Below are 20,486 nucleotides of genomic sequence, written 5' to 3' on the forward strand. Positions count from 1 at the left end.
TCTTTCGGATGCGAGCATGGTCGATACCGGGGAAGGGAGCGCAGGATGCGTGCCATCTGGAAGGGAGCCGTGTCGTTCGGGCTCGTCTCGATCGGGGTGAAGCTCTACTCGGCGACCGAGGAGAAGGACATCCGGTTCCACCAGGTGCACCGTGAGGACGGTGGCCGGATCCGCTACAAGCGCACCTGCTCGGTCTGCGGCGAGGAGGTCACCTACGACGACATCGCCAAGGGCTACGACATCGGCGGCGGCGAGATGGTGATCCTCACCGACGAGGACTTCGCCGACCTGCCGCTGACCAGCTCCCGCGCGATCGATGTGCTGGAGTTCGTGCCCGCCGAGCAGGTAGACCCGATCCTGTACAACAAGGCGTACTTCCTGGAGCCGGAGGGCACCGCCACCAAGCCGTACGTGCTGCTGCGCGACGCGCTCATCGACTCGGAGCGGGTGGCCATCGTCAAGGTGGCGCTGCGCCAACGTGAACAGCTCGCCACGTTGCGGGTACGCGAGGGCGTGCTGCTGCTCAACACGATGCTCTGGCCGGACGAGATCCGTACGCCGGACTTCGGTTTCCTCGACGAGGACCTGAAGGTGCGCCCACCTGAGCTGGCCATGGCCAGTTCGCTCATCGACTCGATGACAGGCGAGTTCGAGCCGGACGTCTTCACCGACGACTACCGGGCCGCGTTGCAGGAGGTCATCGACGCCAAGGTGGAGGGTCGTGAGGTCGTCCAGCCGGAGGAGGCCGAGGAGGCGCCGGCCGCGGCGGTGGACCTGATGGCCGCGCTGAAGGCATCGGTGGACCGGGCCCGAGCGGCACGCGGCGAACAGCCCGCACGAGGTGGGGGCAGTGGCGAGCCGACGCCCATCTCGTCGGCCCGCTCGGCCCAGAAGGCGGCCGAGAAGAAGGCCGCCAAGGCGCCCGCGAAGAAGACCACGGCGAAGAAGACGGCCGAGAAGAAAACCGCCGCGAAGAAGGCCGAGCCGGCGAAGAAGACCGCGGCGAAGAAGGCGGAGCCGGCGAAGAAGACGACCGCGCGCAAGACCGCACCCCGCAAGAGCGCCTGACCGTACGGCGGCGACGAAGGGTGTCCGCCGGACCGGGTACGCTCCGCCGGCCGTTGGCCACCGGAGGAGCCCCCATGCCGTACACCCCTGACCTGGACCGGTTGTTGACGCCCGGTGCCCGCTTCACCGACGAGTACGGCGCGTACCTGATCGAGGCCCATCGGGTGGACGACGTCGTGCTGCCCACCGGTCAGGTGGTCGGGTGCGACCCTCTGGTGTGCCCGGAGGCCGAGCCGTACACGGTGACAGTGGCGCCGGGGCGGTATCCCGCCCGCGCCTGGGTGGCCGTGGTGCTCCGGGAGGGCGCCGAGGTGGACCGGCGGGTGGCCGCGCTGCAACTGGTGATCTCGGACGAGCCGGCGGTCCGCTGGGAGCCGGCCGTCGCGGGCGACCAGGACATCGCCGCGCTCGGCCCGGATGACTACTTCGGGTACGGGGTGGACGCGGGCGCCGGAACGCTCGCCGACCCGACGGCGCTCGCCGTCCTCGACGGCTGGGACTACGACCAGGTGGAGGAGGTGTTCATCCCGAACGAGCTGCCCATGTCGCCGGTCCGGGGCCTGATCACCGCCGTTCTCGACGAGGCCACCGGCGCCAACGTCGTCACCGTGGCCACGGGTTGGGGCGACGGCTGCTACGGCACGTGGATCGGGCGCGCGGCCGACGGCGGCGTGACCTCGTTCGTGACCGACTTCATGGTGATCCCGAAATAACGTCCCGCGAGGGCGTCGGTGGGCGATCCGAGGCATCCGGGGCGGGCACGGCGGGCCGCCGGGCGAGTACCGTGTGCGTCGGCTTTCCCCCCGGCACCGGGTGCCGGCCACACCTTCGCAGCAGGGAGTCGACGACGTGAGCGAGCGCACGCAGGAGAACCGGTCGGAGGGCCAGAGCCCGGCGACAAAGGCGGGGCGGCGGCTGGCCGCCCAGCTGGCGGCGCAGAAGGCCGCCGAGGCGAAGCGTCGCCGCCAGGCGTGGGCGGGCGGTCTCGCCGGCGTCGCCGTGATGGCGCTGCTGATCGGCGGTTTCGTGTGGATCGACCGGAACCGTAGCGATGACAAGCCCGCCAACCAGGCAGGCGCGACCCCGTCCGCCTCCGCTCCGGCCGCGGACGTCCCCACCGCGCCCCCCGCGCCGCAGCTGCCCGAGGGCGCCGACCCGGCGCTGGGCAGCAAGCCGACGGTGGCGGCGGGCAAGGGCGAGCTGAAGAAGCTCACTGTCACCCCGGTGATCAAGGGCAGCGGCCCGGCGGTGAAGAAGGGCCAGACCATCACCACCAACTACGTGGGTGTCTTCTACAAGGACGGCAAGGAGTTCGACTCGTCCTGGAACGCCGGGGAGCCGGCCACCTTCGCCATCGGCGTGGGTCAGGTCATCCCCGGCTGGGACCAGGGCCTGGTCGGCGTGACCGTGGGCAGCCGGGTGCAGCTCGACATTCCGGGTGAGCTGGGGTACGGCAATGACGCGGCCAAGGCCAACGGTCGTCCGACCGGGCCGCTGCGCTTCGTCGTGGACGTGCTCGCCGCCAAGTGACCCGTCCGGATCGCCCCGGTTGTCGCCGTGGCGCGATGGACTTGTTCACATGGGGCTTCCTGGCCGTCACCCTCCGGCAGTAGGTTCGGCGTCACCCCGGGCGGCCCGCCGTCCGGGGTGACCATGGACGCAGGACGGTGGAGGTGCACGTGACGGCGCTGGACGAGCCCGGGCGGACCGCCCGGTTGCTGTGGACGCACTTCGAGCCGGTGCACGCGGTCACGTACTTCCATCCCCGGGCCCGGGCCGCGACCGAGGCAGTCGGCCTGCGCGGCTACTGGCGGGGCTACTTCGCCGGACGGGCCGCGCCGCTGGGCGCCGTCGAGGCCGCTCCGATCATCGCCGCGTTCTTCAACTTCGCGCCGCCGATGGTGAGCCGGGCCCTGCCGGCGATCTGGCGGCTGGCGACCCCCCAGGAGTCGCTGCGCGCGCGGCTGACCGGCGCCGTGCAGGCCCTCGCGGAACTGACCTACGAGCTACCCGAAACGCACCTGGCTGAGGCCGCCGACCTGCTGGAACGGGCCGCCTCGGCGGCGCAGACCGCCGGCCGGGTGCTCGGCGCGGCAAACGCGGCGCTGCCGGTCGGGGAATACCCCCTGGCCCGCCTCTGGCAGGCCGCCACCACGCTGCGGGAGCTGCGCGGCGACGGGCACAACGCCGCCCTGGTGGCCGCCGGCCTGGACCCGGTGGAGACGCTGGCCTGGCGGGTCGCCGTGGACATGTCGGCGGAGAACCTGCTCGGCCGGGGCTGGTCCGAGGAGCAGTGGCGGGCCGCCCGCGAGCGGCTGACGCAGCGCGGGTGGTTGACCGCCGACGGTACGGCCACCGACGTCGGTCGCGCCGGGTTCCAGGCGATCGAGGACGCCACCGACCTGGCTGCGGAGCATCCGTGGCGGGCCCTCGGCCCGGACGACACGGACCGGCTGCGTGAGCTGCTGGAACCGATCGCCCGGTCCTGCCACACGGTGATCCCGCCGAACAGCCCGATCATGCTGCCCGCGCTGCCCGGCTGACCGGAGGCCGGTCTCTCGGGCAGGATGGGCCCGTGGTGGATGCGGTGGTTTTCGACCTGGACGGCGTGATCGTGGATTCCGAACCGGTCTGGGAGGAGGTCCGGCGGGCGTACGTGGCGACACACGGTGGCGCCTGGCAGCCGGACACCCAGCGCCGGCTGATGGGCATGAGCACCGGCGAGTGGGCCCGTTACCTCAGCGGTGAGCTGGGCGTTCGGCGCAGCGCCGAGCAGGTCGCCGACGAGGTGGTGCGGGAGATGGCCCAGCGCTACCGGGAGCACGTACCCCTGATCGACGGCGCCGACCAGGTGGTGCGCCGGCTGGCCGAACGGTGGCCGCTGGGGTTGGCCAGCTCCTCTCCGACCCGGCTGATCGCGGCGGCGCTGGACGCCACCGGCCTGACCGACGCGTTCCTCGCCACCCTGTCCACCGAGGAGACCGAGCGGGGCAAGCCGGCGCCGGACGTGTACCTGAGCGTCGCGTCTCGCCTCGGCGTCGACGCGACCCGCTGTGCGGCGGTGGAGGACTCGTCCAACGGCGTGCGGTCGGCCGCGGCGGCGGGGATGCGGGTGGTGGCGGTGCCACACCTGTCGTACCCCCTCGATCGGGACGCCGCCGGGCTCGCGGCCGTGACGCTTGGGTCGATCGGTGAGTTGACGCCGGAGCTGGTGGAGGGTCTGGGTTGACGCGAGCAGAGTGGGGAAGGAACAACTGATGAAAGCCATCGTGTACGAGCGCACCGGTGACCCCTCGGTGCTGGAGTTGGTCGACCGCCCGGTGCCGGAGCCGGGGGCGGGTGAGGTGCTGGTCCGGCTGGCGGTGTCGGGGGTGAACCCGACGGACTGGAAGTCGCGGCGGGCCTTCCCGCCGGACGGGTGGCAGATCCCCGGGCAGGACGGTGCTGGTGTGGTGGAGGCGGTCGGCGAGGGCGTCGACCGCGAGCTGATCGGCCAGCGGGTCTGGATCTGGGAGGCGGCCTGGCAGCGGCCGTGGGGCACCGCAGCGGAGTACACGCTGGTGCCGGTGCGGCAGGCGGTTCCCCTGGGCGACGCCTCGTTCGAGTTGGGTGCCAGCCTGGGCATTCCGTTCCTCACCGCGCACCGCTGTCTGACGGCCGGCGAGTTCATGCCCGACGCGCTGCGCGCCGGCGCGCTGGCCGACCACACAGTGCTGGTGCAGGGCGGGGCGGGGGCGGTCGGCAACGCGGCGATCCAGCTCGCCCGCTGGGCCGACGCCACGGTGATCGCCACCGTGAGCAGCGCGGAGAAGGCACAGCTCGCGGCGGCGGCCGGCGCCTCCTACGTGATCAACTATCGGGAGCAGGACGTCGTCGAGGAGGTCGGCAAGATCGCCCGCGACGGGGTCCACACCATCGTGGAGGTCGCGCCGGCCGCGAACGCGGCGGCGGACGTGCAGATGCTCCGGCAGGGCGGCGCGGTCTGCGTGTACGCCGACAACGGCGGCACCGAGGTGACGCTCCCGATCCGCCCGCTGTACGTGGTGAACGCCCGCTGGCAGTTCGTGCTGGTCTACACGGAGCCGAAGGCGGCCAAGGCACAGGGTGTGGTCGACGTGGCGGCGGCCGCCAACCAGGGCGGCGTCCGGGTCGGCGCGGACGCCGGCCTGCCGCTGCACCACTACCCGCTGGCCGACACGGCCGGGGCGCACCAGGCGGTCGAGGACGCGGCGGTCGGCAAGGTCCTGATCAGCACCAGCGACGCCTAACGGGTCGCTGGACACCCGATTTCCCCGTCATCGGGACAGACCCGAACAATTTTCGCAACAATGACGGTGCGGGGTCACCCCGTGTGGAGCGGGCGGCCCCGGCGCGGTGCGAACGCCGGGGCCGCCCCCGGGGAGGAAGGTCAGGAGCACTCCTCTGCCAACAGGCGACAGTGCCCGGTGAAACGTTACGGCGCTGTCAGCTCCCGGACAGTCAGCTCGCCGTCGGCGTACCGCGAACGGACGACCTTCTTGTCGAACTTGCCGACGCTTGTCTTCGGCACCGTGTCGATGAACGCCCACCGCTCGGGCAACTGCCACCGGGCCACCGAACCAGCCAGGAAGTCCCGCAGCTCCTCGGCGGTCACCGACGCACCCTCACGGACCACCACGGTCGCCAGTGGCCGCTCGTCCCACCGCTCGTCCGGCACGCCCACCACGCACGCCTCCAGCACGGCCGGGTGCGCCATCAGCGCGTTCTCCAACTCCACCGACGAGATCCACTCACCGCCGGACTTGATCACGTCCTTCGCCCGGTCGGTAAGCGTGATGTACCCGTCCGAGGAGAGCGTGCCCACGTCGCCGGTACGCAGCCAGCCGTCGCGGAACTTCTCCTCGTCCGGGGTGTCGTCACCGACGTACCGCGCGGTCACCCACGGCCCGCGGACCTCCAACTCGCCCACGGCCGTGCCGTCGGCGGGCAGCGGCTCGCCCGACGGGCCGACGATCCGCGCCTGCACGCCCGCCGGCACCCGCCCCTGGGTGTAGCGGTAACGCCAGGCCTGCTCACCTGTCGCGCCGGCGGGCGGACGCGAGACCGACCCCAGCGGCGACATCTCGGTCATCCCCCAGGCGTGGATGACGTCGATCCCGTGCCGCTCGTCGAACGCGTGCATCAACGCCGGCGGGCAGGCCGAGCCACCGACGATCACCTCGGTGAGCGAGGACGTGTCCACGTCGTGGCTGTCCAGGTAGGCCAGCAGGTCGGTCCAGATGGTCGGCACCGCCCCGGCCAGGGTGGGCCGCTCAGCGGCGATCATCTCGGCGATCGGCGCGGCCTGGAGGAACCGGTCCGGCATGATCAACGACGCGCCGGAGAGGAACGCCGCGTACGGCAGACCCCAGGACATGGCGTGGAACATCGGCACGATGGCCAGCTCCCGGTCGGTGGGCCCGAGACCGAAGCCCTCCGGCATGCAGACCTGCAACGAGTGCAGGTAGATGGACCGGTGCGAGTAGGCGACGCCCTTCGGGTTGCCGGTGGTGCCCGACGTGTAGCAGAGGGCCGCGGCGTCCCGCTCGTCCACCTCGGGCCAGTCGTAGACCTCGGGGCGATCGGCCAGCAGCGCGTCCCAGTGGTGCACGGTGATCCGGTCGCCGGCGGCGGCCACCAGCGGCGCCGGGTCGCCGCCGCCGACCACCACCACGTGCCGCACCGTGGCCAACTCGCCGATCACCCGGGCCAGCAGCGGGATGAGCGTGCTGTCGACGAGCACCACCCGGTCCTGTGCGTGGTTCGCGATGTAGGCGACCTGGTCGGGAAAGAGCCGCAGGTTGAGGGTGTGCAGCACCGCGCCCATGCTCGGCACCGCGAAGTAGGCCACCAGGTGCTCGTTGTTGTTCCACATGAAGGTGGCGACCCGCTCGTCGCCGGTGACCCCGCACTCGTCGCGCAGCGCGTGGGCCAGCCGGGCGGCGGTGCGACCCACCTCGGCGTACGTCATCCGACGAGGTTCGCCGCCCGTCCAGGTGACCACCTCGGCCGTGCCGTGCACCCCCGCGCCGTGATCGAGGATCCGGGAGACCTGCAGGGGGGCGTCCATCATCGTGCTACGCATGGGTAACAAGCTAGTGTCGGCGGTCACACGTTGGGAACCCCCGTAAATTGTCGCAGGTGAGCATCTCCTGGGCCGACTCGTACGTGGGGCAGTTACGCGCGCTCGCCGGGGACCGGACGCTGATGTTCGTCGGCGCCCGAGCCGTGGTCAATGACGACGCGGGGCGCATCCTGCTCATCCGACGCTCGGACAACGGCCAGTGGGCCATGCCCGCCGGGGCGATGGAACTGGGCGAGTCGATCGCCGACTGCGCGGTCCGCGAGGTCCGCGAGGAGACCGGCCTGCGGGCACTGCGGGTCTGCGCGTTCGCCCTCTACACCGGCCCGGACCGGACCAGCACCAACATGTACGGGCACACGTACCAGGTCTTCACCACGGCGTTCAAGGTCGAGGAGTGGGACGGGCAACTGACCCGGATCACCGACGAAACCACCGACGCCGGCTTCTTCCCCCGCGACCGGTTTCCCGCCCCACTCTCCGGCTCGGTGTTGGAGACCCTTGCCGACCTGGACGTCTTCGAGCAGACGAACCGGCTGATCCTCAAGTAGCGCTCCGAACTATTCCGCTCCCGCCACGAAGACACCTTGTCCCTGCTGGCCGTAGACCAGGTTCCGCTCGTGCAGCTCTTTCACGGCGCGATAGGCCGTCGAGCGCGCGACGTTGTAGATTTCGCCGATCTCGGAGACCGACGGCAACTGATGGCCGGGCGGATAGTCTCCGGACTTGATCTTCTGCTCGATGTCGTCGGCAACTCGGCGGTAGTGCGGTGGCCTGGTCGGCATGGCGGCTCTCCTGGACTTCAGCGGAGATCATGTTTCCAGCCCAGGTCCGATTCAGACAACCCGACAATCCAGCAGAGTGGCTACAGTGAGAACTTGACTACAGTGAGACAGTAGATACAGTGAGACAGTGACTGGTCCGCTCCTGGACTTCAGCACCCTGGGAGTTTCTCCAGTCTCTCCGCCCTGGGGAGCACGACGCATGGACTCTGCCCCCTGGGCGGGCCACTCGCGTCCACCCGGGGGAAGGTGCCGACCATGCCGATCGACGAACCGGCGTCCAAGGCAACCGAACTGTTCGTGGCGAAGCAGGTTCTCGATGCTCACTGGTCAAGGGCACTCGACCGACCGTGGCGGGCAGGTGGGTGCCTGGAGTGCCGGGGTCGCGACGACTGTCCGCAGCTCGATTGGGCCATCACGCTCATGGCGGACGTCGCTTCAGTGATGTTTCAGAAGTAGAGCTGCTTGATCGACTCGAGATCGCCGAAGTCGGGGTGTCCCCGGCGCTCGGATACCCCGGTTTCGGCGATCTCGAGTCGATCATGTCGGCCGGGCGGCTTCGTCAGGCCGCCGCCGACGCGGCGACCTCCGCCGCGCTCGACCGCCTCAACGGCCAACACCCGCAGCCGCTACGTCTCGTGGCCGGGTGACACCGACCGCCCCGGTTCGGGGCGGTCGGCAGGCACCTGTCAGATCATCGTCTGGGACTTGGATTCCATGTCCGCGGCGGCCTCCTCCTTGGACTCCCGCGTCAGCGGCTTACCGCCCGCGGCGGCTGCCTTGCCGCCCAGCGGGTCGGCGCCGCCTGTCGCGCCCTCGGGGCCGGCCCCGCGCAGCGTGCTGTTGGGCATCGCCAGTGTGACAAGCACCGCAACGATGGCGACGAGCCCTGCGGTCAGGAAGACCAGGTGCAGCGACTCCACGAACGACGCCTGGATGGCCGCCCGGACGGTGCCGGGCAGCGCCATGATCGTGGCCGGGTCGTTGATCGAGATGTTCGTGCCGCCGCTCGCCGCGACCGCCGCCCGCTGCTCCGGCGGGAGCTGGGCGATCGCGCCGGGCAACCGGTCGGCGAGCTGCGAGTTGAGCCGCGACGACAGCACCGTGCCGAGGATCGCCACCCCGAACGAACCTCCGAGCGACCGGAAGAACGTCGCCGAGGAGGTGCCTGCGCCCAGGTCGCGGACGGACACCGCGTTCTGCACCGCGAGGACCAGCGACTGCATGCACAGGCCGAGGCCGACGCCGATGACCACCATGAAGCCGAACGCCACCCAGAGCGACGTGCCCACCTGCAACCTCGTGAACAGGAGCATGCCGACCAGCAGGGTCGCCGACCCGGCCACCGGGAACCACTTGTACCGGCCGATCCGGCTCATCGCCCGGCCGGTCAGGATCGAGGTCACGATGATGCCGGCCATCATCGGCAGCATCAGCAGACCGCTGCGGGTCGGCGAGGCGCCCTTGACGATCTGCAGGTACAGCGGGATGAAGATGATCGACCCGAACATCACCAGGCCGAGCACGAAGCCGGCGGAGTTGGCGAGCGCGAACGTGGCGCTGCGGAACAGCCGCAGCGGCAGGATCGGCTCGGCGACCCGCGCCTCCTGGAGCACGAAGAGCACGGCCAGCACCGCACCGGCGACGAAGAGGCCGATGATCAGCCCGGAACTCCACGGGTACTCGTTGCCGCCCCAGCTCAGCGCGAGCAGGAGGCAGCTCACCCCGGCCACCAGCAGCCCGGCGCCGAGCCAGTCGATCGCGTGGTCCCGCCGCTCGAACGGGATCAGCCGCATCACGTGGTAGCAGACCACGATGGCCAGGATCGCCAGCGGCACGTTGATGTAGAAGATCCATCGCCAGTCGGTCTCGGCGAAGTACCCACCGACCAGCGGGCCGGCCACCGACGCGATTCCGAACACCGCCCCGAAGAGACCCTGGTAGCGGCCTCTCTCCCGGGGCGAGACCACGTCCGAGATGATGGTGAACGCCAGCGTCAGCAGACCACCGGCGCCGAGGCCCTGGATGCCCCGCGTGACGATCAGCTGGGTCATGTTCTGCGACAGGCCGGCCAGCAGCGACCCGAGCAGGAACGTGCCGATCGAGAAGAGGAAGACCGGACGACGCCCGTACAGGTCGGCCATCTTGCCGTACAGCGGGGTCGACGCGGTCGAGGCGAGCAGGTACGCCGTCACGACCCACGAGTAGTGGTTGATCCCGCCCAGCTCACCGACGATTGTCGGCAGGGCCGTACCGACGATGGTCTGGTCGAGGGCGGCCAGCAGCATGCCGGTCATCAGGCCCAACATGAGCAGCCGGATCTGCTGGCGATTCAGTACCGGCGTGGCAGAGGCTTCGGTGGTCATCAAGCCCTCTTTCCCGACCACCCCAGAACATGCTCCCGACCACCCCAGAACATGCGTTGATCATGAAGTTATTGCCCCGACACGCCGAACGGGGAGGCAATAACTTCATGATCAACGGGGTCTGGGCCGGGGGTCAGGCTGCGAAGGTTTTGGTGATCTTCGCGCAGAAGGCGGGGAGGTCGTCCGGGTTGCGGCTGCTGATCAGGTTGCCGTCCTCCACGCACTCCTCGTCTATCCAGGTGGCGCCGGCGTTGGTCAGGTCGGTCCGCAGGCTGGGCCAGGAGGTGATCCGCCGACCACGCACCACGTCCGCCTCGATAAGCGTCCACGGGCCGTGACAGATCACCCCGACCGGCTTGCCGGCGTCGAAGAACGCCTTCACGAACCGCACCGCGTCCGGGTCGGAACGCAGGAAGTCCGGGTTCGCCACCCCGCCCGGCAACACCAGCGCGTCGTACCCGGCGGCGTCCGCCTTGTCCGCGGTGACGTCCACGTCGTACGTCTTGGACTGGTCCAGGTGGTTGAAGGACTGGATGGAACCGGGCTTGAGCGAGACCAGCTCGGCCGTCGCGCCGGCGTTCTCGACGGCCTCGCGCGGCTGGACGTACTCGACCTCCTCGACGCCGTCGGCGGCCAGGAAAGCGATCCTCTTGCCCTGCAATGTCGCTGCCATCTCGGTACATCTCCTTTCCGGGGTACCTCAATGTCCTTCCCGCCCCCCAACGCGCGAAACACCCCACGCCGGTAAGGACGGGCACCGCGTCGACGAGGGCGGGACGAAAGGCCGCCGGACCTGCGGCGCAGCCGTCCTCGGCGCAGGTTTGTCCCGAGGGCCGCTGGGGACCCGGGGAGGCATGGCAGGAGCAGCAGCGGAACAGCGCCGGCTCGCGACCGTCGTGGAGAGCTGGCTCGGACGCCCGGTCCTCATCGTCGGCGACGCCATGCTGGACGAGTGGCGGTTCGCCGACTCCGACCGGCTCTGCCGGGAGGCGCCCGCCCCGGTCCTCACCCTGCGTCGACGGATCTCCGCAGCCGGTGGGGCCGCGAACACAGCCGTCAACGTCGCCACGCTCGGCGGTCGGGCCGTGCTGGTGGCGCCGGTCGGCGCGGACGTGGCCGGCGACGAACTGCACGACTGTCTGGACCGGGCCGGTGTCTGGGACCGTACGGTCAACCAGCCCGGTCGGCCCACCCCGGTGAAGCGGCGGATGCTCGCCGGCAACCAGATCCTGCTCCGGGAAGACTCCGGCGACGCCGACGACGCACTCGACCCGGACGGGGTGGCCCGGCTGCTCACGGCGCTGGACTGCGCCACCGAGGAGCTGCGCGCAGCCGCCGGCGGGGAGGCGCCGACCCTGGTGGTCTGCGACTACGGCCTGGGGGCACTGCCCGCGCCGGTCCGCGCGTGGCTGGTCGAGCAGCGCGAGCGGTACGCCACTGTCGCGCTGGACGCGCACGACCTCGCCGACTGGGGAGGGCTCGCGCCGACCGTGGTCACCCCCAGTTTCGCCGAGGCGACCCGGCTGCTGGCCCGTGCCGGCGGCGCGCACCGCTCGACCGCCGGCGCCGACCTGCACCTGGAACACCCGGACAGCGATCCGGCCGACGGGCCGTCCGAGTTGAGCGTCGGCGCTGCTCCGGGCGGGGCCCGCGCCGACGACCGGCCCGGCCCGGTCGGCGAACCCACCGCGAGCGAGGGTCGGGTGGCCCTCACCGGCGACGGTCTCAGCGTCACCGGCACCGGCGTCACCGTGAACACCGAGGCCGGAGCGGGCGTGGACCGGGCAGTACTGGCCGAGTCGCGCCTCGCCGAGCTGCGCGCGCACACCGGCGCGGACGTGGTCGCGGTGACCCTGGACACCGACGGCGCGGTGGTCGGCGGCGCGGACGGGGAACGGCGGCGCAGCCACAGCACCCCGGTCCCCGCGAGCCATGCCGTGGGAGCCGGAGACGCGTACCTGGCGGCCATGACGCTGGCCCTGGCCGCCGACGCGCCGCTGCCCACCGCCGCGCAGCTCGCCCAGCTCGTGGCCACCATCACCGTGTCCGACACCGGCACCTGCGTGTGCCTGCGGGAGGACCTGCTCGCCGCCCTCGACATGCCGTCGGAGGCCACCGGGCACCCGGCGGTGGTCGGCACCGACGAACTGGACGCGATCGTCGCCGAACACCGCGAGGCGGGCCGGTCGGTGGTGTTCACCAACGGCTGCTTCGATGTGCTGCACCCGGGGCACGTGCGCTACCTGGAGCAGGCCCGCGCCCTGGGCGACCTGCTCATCGTGGCGGTCAACTCGGACGGCAGCGTGCGCCGGCTCAAGGGGCCGGACCGGCCGGTCAACCCGGTCGAGGACCGGGGCGCCCTGCTGGCCGCGCTGTCCTGCGTCGACCATGTGGTGGTGTTCGAGGAGGACTCGCCCGCCGCGCTGATCGAGGCGGTCCGGCCCGACGTGTACGTCAAGGGCGGCGACTACCCGCCGGAGCTGGTGCCCGAGGCGCCGCTTGTGCGCCGGCTCGGCGGTCAGGTGCGAACGCTGGGGTATGTGCCGGACCGGTCCACCTCGGCGATCATCGAGCGGATCCGGTCGCACACCCAGGACCCGTCGCCGCAGGCCGCCGACCCGTCGCTGAGCCCCCGCACCCAGGCGTCGTGAACCGGCCCCTCGCCCTCGGCACCCCGGCGGAGTTCCACGCCGACCGGCTGGTCGACGTGCTGATCCCGACCCGTAACCGGCCCGCCGAGCTGGCCGTCACCCTGGCCGGGCTCGCCGCCCAGGGCGGCGTGCCCGGCTTCGGTGTGGTGGTCAGCGACCAGTCCGACGGAGACCCCGCGTACGCCCACCCCGCGGCGGCCACCATGGTCCGGGCGCTGCGCCACGCAGGCCACCCGGTGCTGTTGACCCGCCGGCTGCCGCGCCGCGGGTTGGCCGAGCACCGCGCCTACCTGCTCGCCGCGTCGTCGGCCCGATACGTGCTCAACCTCGACGACGACGTCTGGCTGGAACCCGGCGCTCTGCACCGACTGGTCACCGCGATCGAGGAGCTGGGCTGCGGGTTCGTCGGCAACGGCGTACACGGCCTGTCGTACACCGGCGATGTACGGCCGGAGACGCACCGGCACTACGAGGAGTGGGTCGGCCGGCCCGTCCCGGAGCGGGTCCGGCCGGGCACCCCCGAGTGGGATCGCGCCCGCATCCACTCGGCCGCCAACCTGCTGCACGTCACCGCCGAGCTGGCGCTGCCGCCGGGCGCGTGGCGGGCGTACAAGGTGTCCTGGATCGGCGGGTGCGTGCTCTACGACCGGGCCAAGCTCGTCGACTCCGGAGGCTTCGACTTCTGGCGACGGGTGCACGAGAAACACCAGGGCGAGGACGTGGCCGCCCAGCTCGCGGTGCTGGCCCGCCACGGCGGGGCGGGCATCCTGCCCAGCGGCGCCTACCACCTGGAGTCCCCCACCACCGTCACCGAACGCGACGTGGAGGCGTGGGAGGTAGTCCTCGCCGACGAGGACACCCCTCAGCCGGCCTGAGCGCCGGTTACGGGCCGAGCAGCTCGCGGGCCGCCTCACACACCTCGGCCGTCGGCACGTCGGCGACGAACGAGTCGCGGTGCGGGCACTCGCCGTCGCCCGGCCGGTGCGGGTAGATGCCCGGCGTGCAGTCGACCCCGCAGACCGGGCAGTGCACCGTCCAGGAGCTGATCGGCCGGTGCCGCCCCCGCAGCGGTGTCGCCGTGTTGATCAGGTTGCCGACCCAGAAGATGCCCACCGTCGACGCGCCCACCGCGGCGGCCAGGTGCAGCGGGCCGGTGTCGTTGGAGATCACCAGCGCGCAGCCGACGTAGCAGCCCGCCAACCCACCGAGGCTGAGCGTGCCGACCTGCGGCCGCACCGGCACCCCCGCCGCCGCCACCACCTGGTCCACCACCTCCCGCTCCGAGGGTGTACCGGTGACCAGCACCTCGTACCCGTCACCGTGCAGCACACGGGCCACCTCGGCGAACCGCTCGGCCGGCCAGCGGCGCCGGGTGTCGCTGGCACCGGGATGCAGCGCCACCCGCGGTCGGGTCGGCGGGCCGAGCACCCGCTCCGCCTCGGCCCGGTCGGCGTCGGTGACCGCCAGCGTCGGCACGATGGTGGTCGCCGGGGCGCCCACCAGGGCCACCGCCTCCAGATAGCGGATCACCTCGTGCTGGTAGTACACGTAGCGGACCCACCGGTCCAGCGGCGGCGCGTCCTCGGCGCGCAGACCCGCCGTCACCCGGGCGCCGAGGCGGCTGATCAACGGGTTGGAGTTGGCACCACCGCCGTGGACCTGCATCGCCAGGTCGAAGCCCTCGCCGTTGGCCGCCGCCACGAAGTCGTCCATCGTGGACGCCGGCTCGCCGGCCTCCGGCTCCCGGATGCCGGGGCCCGGAGGCACCACAAGCACCCGATCCACCGGGCCGGGCCGGTCGCGCCAGAGCTTCGCGTGCCACGGCGCGCCGAGCAGCACGATCTCCGCCGAGGGGTACGCGGCGCGCAACGCCTCCAACGCCGGCAGGACGAAGATGAAGTCGCCGAGGGCGTTGGCACGCAGCACCGCGATCCGGCGCACGTCTTCGACTCGCCCGGCCGTCGGGCCGAGCAGGGACGGGGTGACCACGCGGCGCGCTACGGCCGGTCGATCTCGCCGACGGAGTCCGGATGGTGCATCTCCCGGTCCGCTGCGGGATCGGCCGGGATGGGCGTACCCCCGGCGAGGCCGCCCGAGCGTGGCCCGGTGCGGCCGACGGTGATGGTGCGCGTCGTGGGCCGTGCCGCCCTGGGCAGGCGGACGCGCAGCAGCCCGTGGTCCATCACCGCGTCGATGCCCTCCGGGTCGACGCGGGACGGCAGATCGATGCGGTACTCGAAGCCGCGGGTCTCGAAACCCCCGGGGATGCCCTGCTCGGCGTTGACCTCCGCCTCGGAGCGGGCCCGCACGCACAGCTCGCGGTCGTCCAGCTCGACGGCCACCTCCTCGGGCGCGACGCCCGGCAGCCGGACGACTACCTGCCAGCCGTCCGCGGTCTCGGTCAGCTCGACGTCGGACGACCCGGCCCGGCCGCCGACCAGCCGGCTCAGCTCGGCGCGCAACGACTGCAGCTCGCCCATCGGGTCCCAGCCCTGCTGCCGGCCACGCCAACCCCGGCCGGGACCGCCGGCCTGCTGCTGCTCGCTCATCGCACGTCTCCGATCCGCTGGGTGGCCGTGGTGGGCCGCAGTGAGCTGGGCGCATCCAGGCCGGCGTCGCGGTCGACGCCCACACCGAGCCTGTCGACCAGCTCACCGCCGAGCCAGGCGCTGATGCCGAGGATCGCCACCGCGACCACCTCGATGGCGATCAGCGAACCACCGGCGGCCCGCGAGTCGGCGTTCAACCGGACCGCCCACACGGCGACGAAGAGCAGGATCACCGCGACGTTGGCGCCCGCGTGCAGCAGAGCCACCCGCTTCGCGCGGGTGCCGGTCGGGATCGCCAGCAGGTCGAACGAGCCGGCCGCCGCGGCGAGCAGACCGCCGACCAGGCCGACGGTGATGTTCCAGTACGCGACCTCACCGAGGAAGTCGGGCCCGCCGACCGTGTCGACGATGTCGAACAGCACCGCGGTGACCAGCAGCGCGACCGGGAACATGACCAGCATCGGATGGACTGGATGACCCAGCACCTTGAGTCGGCTCTCCATCTCCCGGCCTCCACTGGTCGGCGTTCCTGCGGACGGTACGTGCGGCGGGCGTGTCGGAGGAGGCCGTACCCCCGGCGACCGGGGGCAAACCTCACGCTGGTCACGCGGGCCTAGGCTGGCAACGGTGGCGCCGCCACCCGGGTCAACGGCTGGGGGAGGATCACGTGACGGTGGAGATCACCTCGCACGAGGAACTGCGGGAGCTGCTCGGCACACCGGGGGTGCGCGCGGCGAACAAGGAACGCGTCCGCCTGCACGAGCGGGACCGGCAGTGGCTCGCCGCCGCGCCGTTCTGCCTGATGGCGACGGCCGGCGCGGACGGCACCTGCGACGTCTCACCCAAGGGCGACCCGGCCGGGTTCGCGCTGGTGCTGGACGACACGACCATCGCGCTCCCGGAGCGGCCGGGCAACAAGCGGGCCGACGGCTACCGCAACATCCTGGACAACCCGCACGTCGGGCTGCTCTTCCTGATCCCGGGCCGCACCGACACGCTGCGCATCAACGGGCGGGCCCGGCTGGTCCGCGACGCGCCCTGGTTCGACGACATGGTGGTCAAGGGCCACCGACCGGTGCTCGCCGTGGTGGTGGAGATCGAGCAGATCTTCTACCACTGCGCGAAGGCGTTCCTGCGGTCCGCGCTGTGGCAGCCGGAGACCTGGCAGCCCGAGGCGCTGCCGTCCCGCGCCCGCCTGATCAAGGAGGTTGAGGCGCCCTCCGAGAGCCTGGAGGACCTGGAGAGGCACTACGGCCCGGAGTACGCCAAGAAGATCTACGTCTGACGTCGTACCCGTCGCGGTCAGGCCGACCACCGCGCGGAATCGCCGGACGACTCCCGGCCTGCTCTCCGACCAGGCAGCCGACGGAGTAGGCACTCAGGTCAAGCAGGCCCTGCTCACACGCTCTGCGGACCGCCGCTCGTGTTCGCCGCCACCCGCACCGCGGACGGTGTCTTCGACCACGCACCGGGGGTGCTGCTCGCGCGTGGTCGCGCGGCACCGGACGGGACCGTTCGCGCGGCCTCGGCCAGTTTCGCGAGCCCGGGGGTACGCAGAGCAGCACGAAGCTGGGTGCGCCAGTCGTCCATCAACTCCAGGCCGGCTTCCGCCCACCGTCGGCGCGCGAGCACGCTGAACGTCGGCCGGCGCGCCAGTCGTGGAAACCCATCCGTGGTGGTCGGCCGGACGCGGTCCGGGTCCAGACCGCATTCCTCGTAAACGGCGCGGGCCAGGCCGTACCAGGTGGTGCGCCCTCCGGCGACGCCGTGGTAGATCCCCGCGGTGAGTTGGCCGGCGCGGGCGGCGTCGCCGAGGCCGGCGATCCCCTCGGCGAGCATCGCCGACCACGTCGGCTGCCCGTGCTGATCGGCCACCACCTGCACGTCGGGCCGGTTCGCCGCGAGCAGGAGCATGGTCGCCACGAAGTTGGGGCCGTGCTCGCCGTAGAGCCACGCGGTACGCACCACGTAACCGGTGTGCGGCAAAATGGCGCGCACCGCCCGCTCGCCGACGAGTTTGCTGCGCCCGTACGCGTTGACGGGTGCCGGCGCGGCCGCCTCCTCCAGCGGCGCTCTCCCGTCCCCGGCCAACACGTAGTCGCTGGACACGTGAATCAGGTGCACGCCGTGGTCGGCACAGGCGCCAGCGAGGTGTCGCACGCCGTGGCCGTTGACCTCTGTGGCGAGCTCCTCGGCCGTCTCCGCACCGTCCACGTCGGTCCAGGCTGCGGCGTTGACCAGGATGTCGTGCCCCGGGACGGCCCGGGCGACGGCCGCCGCGTCGGTGATGTCGAGTTCGTCGTGACTGGCAGCGCTGACCACCGTGCCGGGTCTGGCGCGTAACACCTCGACGATGTCGCGCCCCAGCATGCCGCCGGCACCCGTGACGAGCCAGCGGATCATCGAGACGCCACGGCGTCCGTGACCTGGTGGTCGAACGCGGCCACCGGGCTGGGTCGGGCCACCATCTCTCGGGCCATCGGCTCGGCGGCGGCCCTGACGCCACCGGCCGGGATGGCGTCCAGGTGGGACACTGCACGGTCGGCGACGGTGACGAAGGCGCTGAGCGCGAGGGCGACGTCCCGCCCGGCGGCTCGGCTGCCCCACTCCAGGGGCACGGCCGGCACCGTCAGCCCGCGCCCGGGAACGGCGGGGTAGAAGACTTTTTCGGTTGAAGGATCACTCATGTCTCACTCTTTTTCGTGAGCCCCGCAGCGGCGGGGGGCGGTACTCTGAGCGGCGATTTCCGGTAGCCGGATTCGCCTCGGTCCGCTCCGCCATCACCGACGGGCCCCGCAGCTTCTGCGGGGTTGCGCGCTGTGGATTCGGCGGATCGAACGTCCGTTGGTGCCGGAACGACGCCCAGGAACGCGGCGCACAGGACGCATGTTCATCGGCGCGGGCGTGGAAGGCACAGTCGTGCACACGGTGGAGGCGGCCGGCACGGAGTCGGCCAGATCATGACGGAGACCGCTTAGCTCAACCTCGTCCATAGCTCTGACGAGGCTAACCACTCATCTGCCTCAAAGTCGGTGAGATCTCCGCAAAGCACCCATAGGTTCCGCGTCAGCAGCAGGTGAGTCGAACCGGATTCAGGTTCGACTCCCACCCCTGGCAGATGTTGGTGTCGCCCCATGGGACGAGAGATTGGACCGGCCACTGAGGGGGCGATACCAACTGGACTTGCCCCCGGCACATGGTCATCGTGCGGGTCCCATGCCGGCGGCACGCCGACCCCTGGGCTCGCTGAACGCCTGATGTGTACCTAAATGCGGCATAAGTGACCTGCTCGGTGGATCTGTCGCCTACTCTGCAATTCGCCGACAACCGTACGTCACGAGTAGGTAGCTCTGGGTGTATCTGGGGCGGCCCTGGAGGGGTCATGAGCAACGACCGACGGCTACGGCCAGGGCCAAAGCATGCCCGCGCCGCCTCAGGATTGAGCTCCGCCCTGCTGCTGGTCGGGATGACGGGTGGGCCCGCAGCGGCGGCGCAGCCTCAAGAAGCGGAGTCGTCTGCCCAGGGCATCCACATTGGTACGCCCGGTCCGGTCGGCCAGTACGGCGGGCTCCCGTTGTACTGGCCGACCGCCTTCCGAGACGACGGTGGATCTGACGATTCGTGGAAGCCCTCCCCCGGCACGTCACCGGACTGCGGTCCGCAGGGCTGGCAGGGCCCGTGGGGTGGGCACGACAAGGGGGGCAAGCAGCCGGACCGGGGCCACCACCACGGCCCCAAGGGCACTCAGGGCCCCCAGGGCGCTCAGGGCCCTCAAAGCGACACGGGCGCTCAAGGCGACACGGGCGCTCAAGGCGACACGGGCGCTCAAGGTTTCCAGGGCGCGCAAGGTGACACCGGAGCACAAGGCAGCCAAGGCACACAGGGCGATACCGGCGCGACTGGCGCGCAGGGAGCTCAGGGCGACACCGGCGCGCAAGGAAACAGCGGTGCGCGAGGAAACAGCGGCCCGCAGGGTGTGCAAGGTTTCCAGGGCGCCCAGGGCAACACGGGTGCTCAGGGCGGGCAGGGCGAGACCGGCGCACAAGGGGCTCAAGGCTTCCAGGGCGACAACGGCGCGCAGGGCGCACAAGGTACCCAGGGCAGCCAGGGCAACACCGGCGCGCAGGGCGCACAAGGCTTCCAGGGCAGCACGGGTGCCCAAGGCGCTCAGGGCAACACGGGCTCGCAAGGCCCGCAGGGGGCGCAAGGCCTCCAGGGCGACACCGGCACACAGGGGGCGCAAGGTTCCCAGGGCAGCACCGGCGCACAAGGCAGCCAAGGCTTCCAAGGCACCCAAGGCAACACAGGCGCCCATGGGCCACAAGGGGCACAAGGCAACAGCGGCGCCCAGGGAGCTCAAGGCTTCCAAGGCAGCCAGGGCGAGACCGGTGCTCAAGGCGCCCAAGGCAACACAGGTGCTCAAGGCGCGCAGGGGGCGCAAGGCTTCCAGGGCAACACCGGCGCACAGGGGGCGCAAGGTAGCCAGGGCGACACCGGCGCACAAGGTGCCCAAGGCAACACCGGCGCTCAAGGTCCGCAGGGGGCGCAAGGCCTCCAGGGCGACACCGGCGCACAGGGCGCGCAGGGCAGCCAGGGCGACACCGGCGCACAAGGCACCCAAGGCAACACGGGTGCTCAAGGCGCACAGGGCGCGCAAGGCTTCCAGGGCAACACCGGCGCACAGGGCAGCCAGGGCAACACCGGCGCGCAAGGCGCCCAGGGAGACACGGGCGCCCAAGGCGCCCAAGGCAACACAGGTGCTCAAGGCGCACAGGGCGCGCAAGGCTTCCAGGGCAACACCGGCGCACAGGGCGCGCAGGGCAGCCAGGGCGACACCGGCGCACAAGGCAGCCAAGGCTTCCAGGGCGCGCAAGGCGACACCGGCGCGCAGGGAGCTCAGGGCTTCCAGGGCACCCAAGGCAACACCGGCGCTCAAGGCGCACAGGGCGCGCAAGGCTTCCAGGGCAACA

General features: G+C 71.5%; 21 protein-coding genes and 1 pseudogene. 12 read left to right on the forward strand and 10 right to left on the reverse strand.

The genetic code is table 11. The annotated features are described in order from the left end of the window. Positions 1–45: 45 nt before the first annotated feature. From AB0K10_RS26460 to AB0K10_RS26485, 6 genes are all read left to right on the forward strand, one after another. Positions 46–1,068, forward strand: coding sequence for a Ku protein (locus tag AB0K10_RS26460; RefSeq protein WP_363687763.1), 1,023 nt, complete (start codon positions 46–48; stop codon positions 1,066–1,068). A 74-nt stretch (positions 1,069–1,142) separates the two neighbouring features. Beyond that, complete coding sequence (locus AB0K10_RS26465; RefSeq protein WP_363687765.1) at positions 1,143–1,781, forward strand: DUF4241 domain-containing protein; 639 nt, start codon at positions 1,143–1,145, stop codon at positions 1,779–1,781. Positions 1,782–1,881: 100 nt separating this feature from the next. Beyond that, positions 1,882–2,598: an FKBP-type peptidyl-prolyl cis-trans isomerase gene (locus AB0K10_RS26470; RefSeq protein WP_363687932.1), complete on the forward strand. Its 717-nt coding sequence runs from the start codon at positions 1,882–1,884 to the stop codon at positions 2,596–2,598. Positions 2,599–2,786: 188 nt separating this feature from the next. Beyond that, the gene (locus tag AB0K10_RS26475) at positions 2,787–3,611 is read left to right on the forward strand and encodes a hypothetical protein (protein WP_363687934.1); all 825 of its coding nucleotides are present in this window, start codon (positions 2,787–2,789) and stop codon (positions 3,609–3,611) included. Positions 3,612–3,643: 32 nt separating this feature from the next. Then, positions 3,644–4,297: an HAD family phosphatase gene (locus tag AB0K10_RS26480; RefSeq protein WP_363687766.1), complete on the forward strand. Its 654-nt coding sequence runs from the start codon at positions 3,644–3,646 to the stop codon at positions 4,295–4,297. 28 nt (positions 4,298–4,325) lie between these two features. After that, on the forward strand, positions 4,326–5,336 hold the full coding sequence (locus tag AB0K10_RS26485) for an NADPH:quinone reductase (RefSeq protein ID WP_363687768.1): 1,011 nt from the start codon (positions 4,326–4,328) through the stop codon (positions 5,334–5,336). 185 nt (positions 5,337–5,521) lie between these two features. Here the strand turns inward: AB0K10_RS26485 and AB0K10_RS26490 are convergent, their stop codons facing one another. Next, the gene (locus AB0K10_RS26490; RefSeq protein ID WP_363687770.1) at positions 5,522–7,171 is read right to left on the reverse strand and encodes a fatty acid--CoA ligase; all 1,650 of its coding nucleotides are present in this window, start codon (positions 7,169–7,171) and stop codon (positions 5,522–5,524) included. Between the two features lie 56 nt (positions 7,172–7,227). Here AB0K10_RS26490 and AB0K10_RS26495 point away from each other — a divergent pair, with 56 nt between their 5' ends. Then, positions 7,228–7,719 carry an NUDIX domain-containing protein gene (locus tag AB0K10_RS26495; protein WP_363687772.1) on the forward strand — a complete coding sequence of 164 codons (492 nt, stop codon included), beginning with the start codon at positions 7,228–7,230 and terminating at the stop codon, positions 7,717–7,719. Positions 7,720–7,728: 9 nt separating this feature from the next. Here AB0K10_RS26495 and AB0K10_RS26500 read toward each other — a convergent pair whose 3' ends face one another. Continuing rightward, entirely contained in the window at positions 7,729–7,953 is a 225-nt protein-coding gene (locus AB0K10_RS26500) for a GntR family transcriptional regulator (RefSeq protein WP_363687774.1), read from the reverse strand. Between the two features lie 255 nt (positions 7,954–8,208). Between AB0K10_RS26500 and AB0K10_RS26505 the strand changes: the two genes are divergently transcribed. Then, positions 8,209–8,409, forward strand: coding sequence for a hypothetical protein (locus AB0K10_RS26505; protein WP_363687776.1), 201 nt, complete (start codon positions 8,209–8,211; stop codon positions 8,407–8,409). Here AB0K10_RS26505 and AB0K10_RS26510 read toward each other — a convergent pair. The 3 genes from AB0K10_RS26510 to AB0K10_RS26520 form a co-directional block, all read right to left on the reverse strand. Continuing rightward, the gene (locus AB0K10_RS26510; protein WP_363687778.1) at positions 8,400–8,570 is read right to left on the reverse strand and encodes a hypothetical protein; all 171 of its coding nucleotides are present in this window, start codon (positions 8,568–8,570) and stop codon (positions 8,400–8,402) included. The genes AB0K10_RS26505 and AB0K10_RS26510 overlap by 10 nt on opposite strands. Positions 8,571–8,639: 69 nt before the next feature. Then, entirely contained in the window at positions 8,640–10,316 is a 1,677-nt protein-coding gene (locus tag AB0K10_RS26515; protein ID WP_363687779.1) for an MDR family MFS transporter, read from the reverse strand. A gap of 133 nt (positions 10,317–10,449) precedes the next feature. Continuing rightward, the gene (locus AB0K10_RS26520; protein ID WP_363687781.1) at positions 10,450–10,989 is read right to left on the reverse strand and encodes a type 1 glutamine amidotransferase domain-containing protein; all 540 of its coding nucleotides are present in this window, start codon (positions 10,987–10,989) and stop codon (positions 10,450–10,452) included. 181 nt (positions 10,990–11,170) lie between these two features. Between AB0K10_RS26520 and rfaE2 the strand changes: the two genes are divergently transcribed. Further along, complete coding sequence (gene rfaE2, locus AB0K10_RS26525; RefSeq protein WP_363687783.1) at positions 11,171–12,967, forward strand: D-glycero-beta-D-manno-heptose 1-phosphate adenylyltransferase; 1,797 nt, start codon at positions 11,171–11,173, stop codon at positions 12,965–12,967. After that, a complete protein-coding gene (locus tag AB0K10_RS26530; protein WP_363687785.1) occupies positions 12,964–13,842 on the forward strand; it encodes a glycosyltransferase in 879 nt (292 codons plus the stop codon). Before rfaE2 ends, AB0K10_RS26530 begins: the two co-directional genes overlap by 4 nt. Before the next feature lie 7 nt (positions 13,843–13,849). On the opposite strand, the gene AB0K10_RS26535 is transcribed toward AB0K10_RS26530, so the two are convergent. The 3 genes from AB0K10_RS26535 to AB0K10_RS26545 are packed head-to-tail and all read right to left on the reverse strand — an operon-like array spanning position 13,850 to position 16,019. Continuing rightward, a complete protein-coding gene (locus tag AB0K10_RS26535) occupies positions 13,850–14,956 on the reverse strand; it encodes a glycosyltransferase family 9 protein (RefSeq protein WP_363687787.1) in 1,107 nt (368 codons plus the stop codon). An 8-nt stretch (positions 14,957–14,964) separates the two neighbouring features. Then, a complete protein-coding gene (locus AB0K10_RS26540; RefSeq protein WP_363687789.1) occupies positions 14,965–15,516 on the reverse strand; it encodes an Hsp20/alpha crystallin family protein in 552 nt (183 codons plus the stop codon). Beyond that, entirely contained in the window at positions 15,513–16,019 is a 507-nt protein-coding gene (locus AB0K10_RS26545; protein WP_363687790.1) for a DUF2231 domain-containing protein, read from the reverse strand. Before AB0K10_RS26545 ends, AB0K10_RS26540 begins: the two co-directional genes overlap by 4 nt. 164 nt (positions 16,020–16,183) lie before the next feature. Here AB0K10_RS26545 and AB0K10_RS26550 point away from each other — a divergent pair, with 164 nt between their 5' ends. Then, complete coding sequence (locus tag AB0K10_RS26550) at positions 16,184–16,801, forward strand: pyridoxamine 5'-phosphate oxidase family protein (RefSeq protein WP_363687792.1); 618 nt, start codon at positions 16,184–16,186, stop codon at positions 16,799–16,801. A 113-nt stretch (positions 16,802–16,914) separates the two neighbouring features. Here AB0K10_RS26550 and rfbD read toward each other — a convergent pair whose 3' ends face one another. Both rfbD and AB0K10_RS26560 read right to left on the reverse strand, forming a co-directional pair. After that, positions 16,915–17,919, reverse strand: a complete 1,005-nt coding sequence (gene rfbD, locus AB0K10_RS26555; RefSeq protein ID WP_363687794.1) for a dTDP-4-dehydrorhamnose reductase — start codon at positions 17,917–17,919, stop codon at positions 16,915–16,917. After that, complete coding sequence (locus AB0K10_RS26560) at positions 17,916–18,203, reverse strand: hypothetical protein (protein WP_363687796.1); 288 nt, start codon at positions 18,201–18,203, stop codon at positions 17,916–17,918. Before AB0K10_RS26560 ends, rfbD begins: the two co-directional genes overlap by 4 nt. A 695-nt stretch (positions 18,204–18,898) precedes the next feature. Between AB0K10_RS26560 and AB0K10_RS26565 the strand changes: the two are divergent. Continuing rightward, a pseudogene (locus tag AB0K10_RS26565) lies at positions 18,899–20,486 on the forward strand (collagen-like protein); the annotation flags it as partial.

Source organism: Micromonospora sp. NPDC049274, from assembly GCF_040678875.1.
GTDB lineage: Bacteria > Actinomycetota > Actinomycetes > Mycobacteriales > Micromonosporaceae > Micromonospora.

What these genes read in the sequence shown, in the direction of transcription:
- AB0K10_RS26545 (WP_363687790.1), bottom strand. Translation starts at nt 16,019, where the DNA reads ATGGAGAGCCGACTCAAGGTGCTGGGTCATCCAGTCCATCCGATGCTG.
- AB0K10_RS26560 (WP_363687796.1), bottom strand. Translation starts at nt 18,203, where the DNA reads ATGAGTGATCCTTCAACCGAAAAAGTCTTCTACCCCGCCGTTCCCGGG.
- AB0K10_RS26505 (WP_363687776.1), top strand. Translation starts at nt 8,209, where the DNA reads ATGCCGATCGACGAACCGGCGTCCAAGGCAACCGAACTGTTCGTGGCG.
- AB0K10_RS26520 (WP_363687781.1), bottom strand. Translation starts at nt 10,989, where the DNA reads ATGGCAGCGACATTGCAGGGCAAGAGGATCGCTTTCCTGGCCGCCGAC.
- AB0K10_RS26465 (WP_363687765.1), top strand. Translation starts at nt 1,143, where the DNA reads ATGCCGTACACCCCTGACCTGGACCGGTTGTTGACGCCCGGTGCCCGC.
- AB0K10_RS26460 (WP_363687763.1), top strand. Translation starts at nt 46, where the DNA reads ATGCGTGCCATCTGGAAGGGAGCCGTGTCGTTCGGGCTCGTCTCGATC.
- rfaE2 (WP_363687783.1), top strand. Translation starts at nt 11,171, where the DNA reads ATGGCAGGAGCAGCAGCGGAACAGCGCCGGCTCGCGACCGTCGTGGAG.
- AB0K10_RS26500 (WP_363687774.1), bottom strand. Translation starts at nt 7,953, where the DNA reads ATGCCGACCAGGCCACCGCACTACCGCCGAGTTGCCGACGACATCGAG.
- rfbD (WP_363687794.1), bottom strand. Translation starts at nt 17,919, where the DNA reads ATGATCCGCTGGCTCGTCACGGGTGCCGGCGGCATGCTGGGGCGCGAC.
- AB0K10_RS26490 (WP_363687770.1), bottom strand. Translation starts at nt 7,171, where the DNA reads ATGCGTAGCACGATGATGGACGCCCCCCTGCAGGTCTCCCGGATCCTC.
- AB0K10_RS26515 (WP_363687779.1), bottom strand. Translation starts at nt 10,316, where the DNA reads ATGACCACCGAAGCCTCTGCCACGCCGGTACTGAATCGCCAGCAGATC.
- AB0K10_RS26540 (WP_363687789.1), bottom strand. Translation starts at nt 15,516, where the DNA reads ATGAGCGAGCAGCAGCAGGCCGGCGGTCCCGGCCGGGGTTGGCGTGGC.
- AB0K10_RS26485 (WP_363687768.1), top strand. Translation starts at nt 4,326, where the DNA reads ATGAAAGCCATCGTGTACGAGCGCACCGGTGACCCCTCGGTGCTGGAG.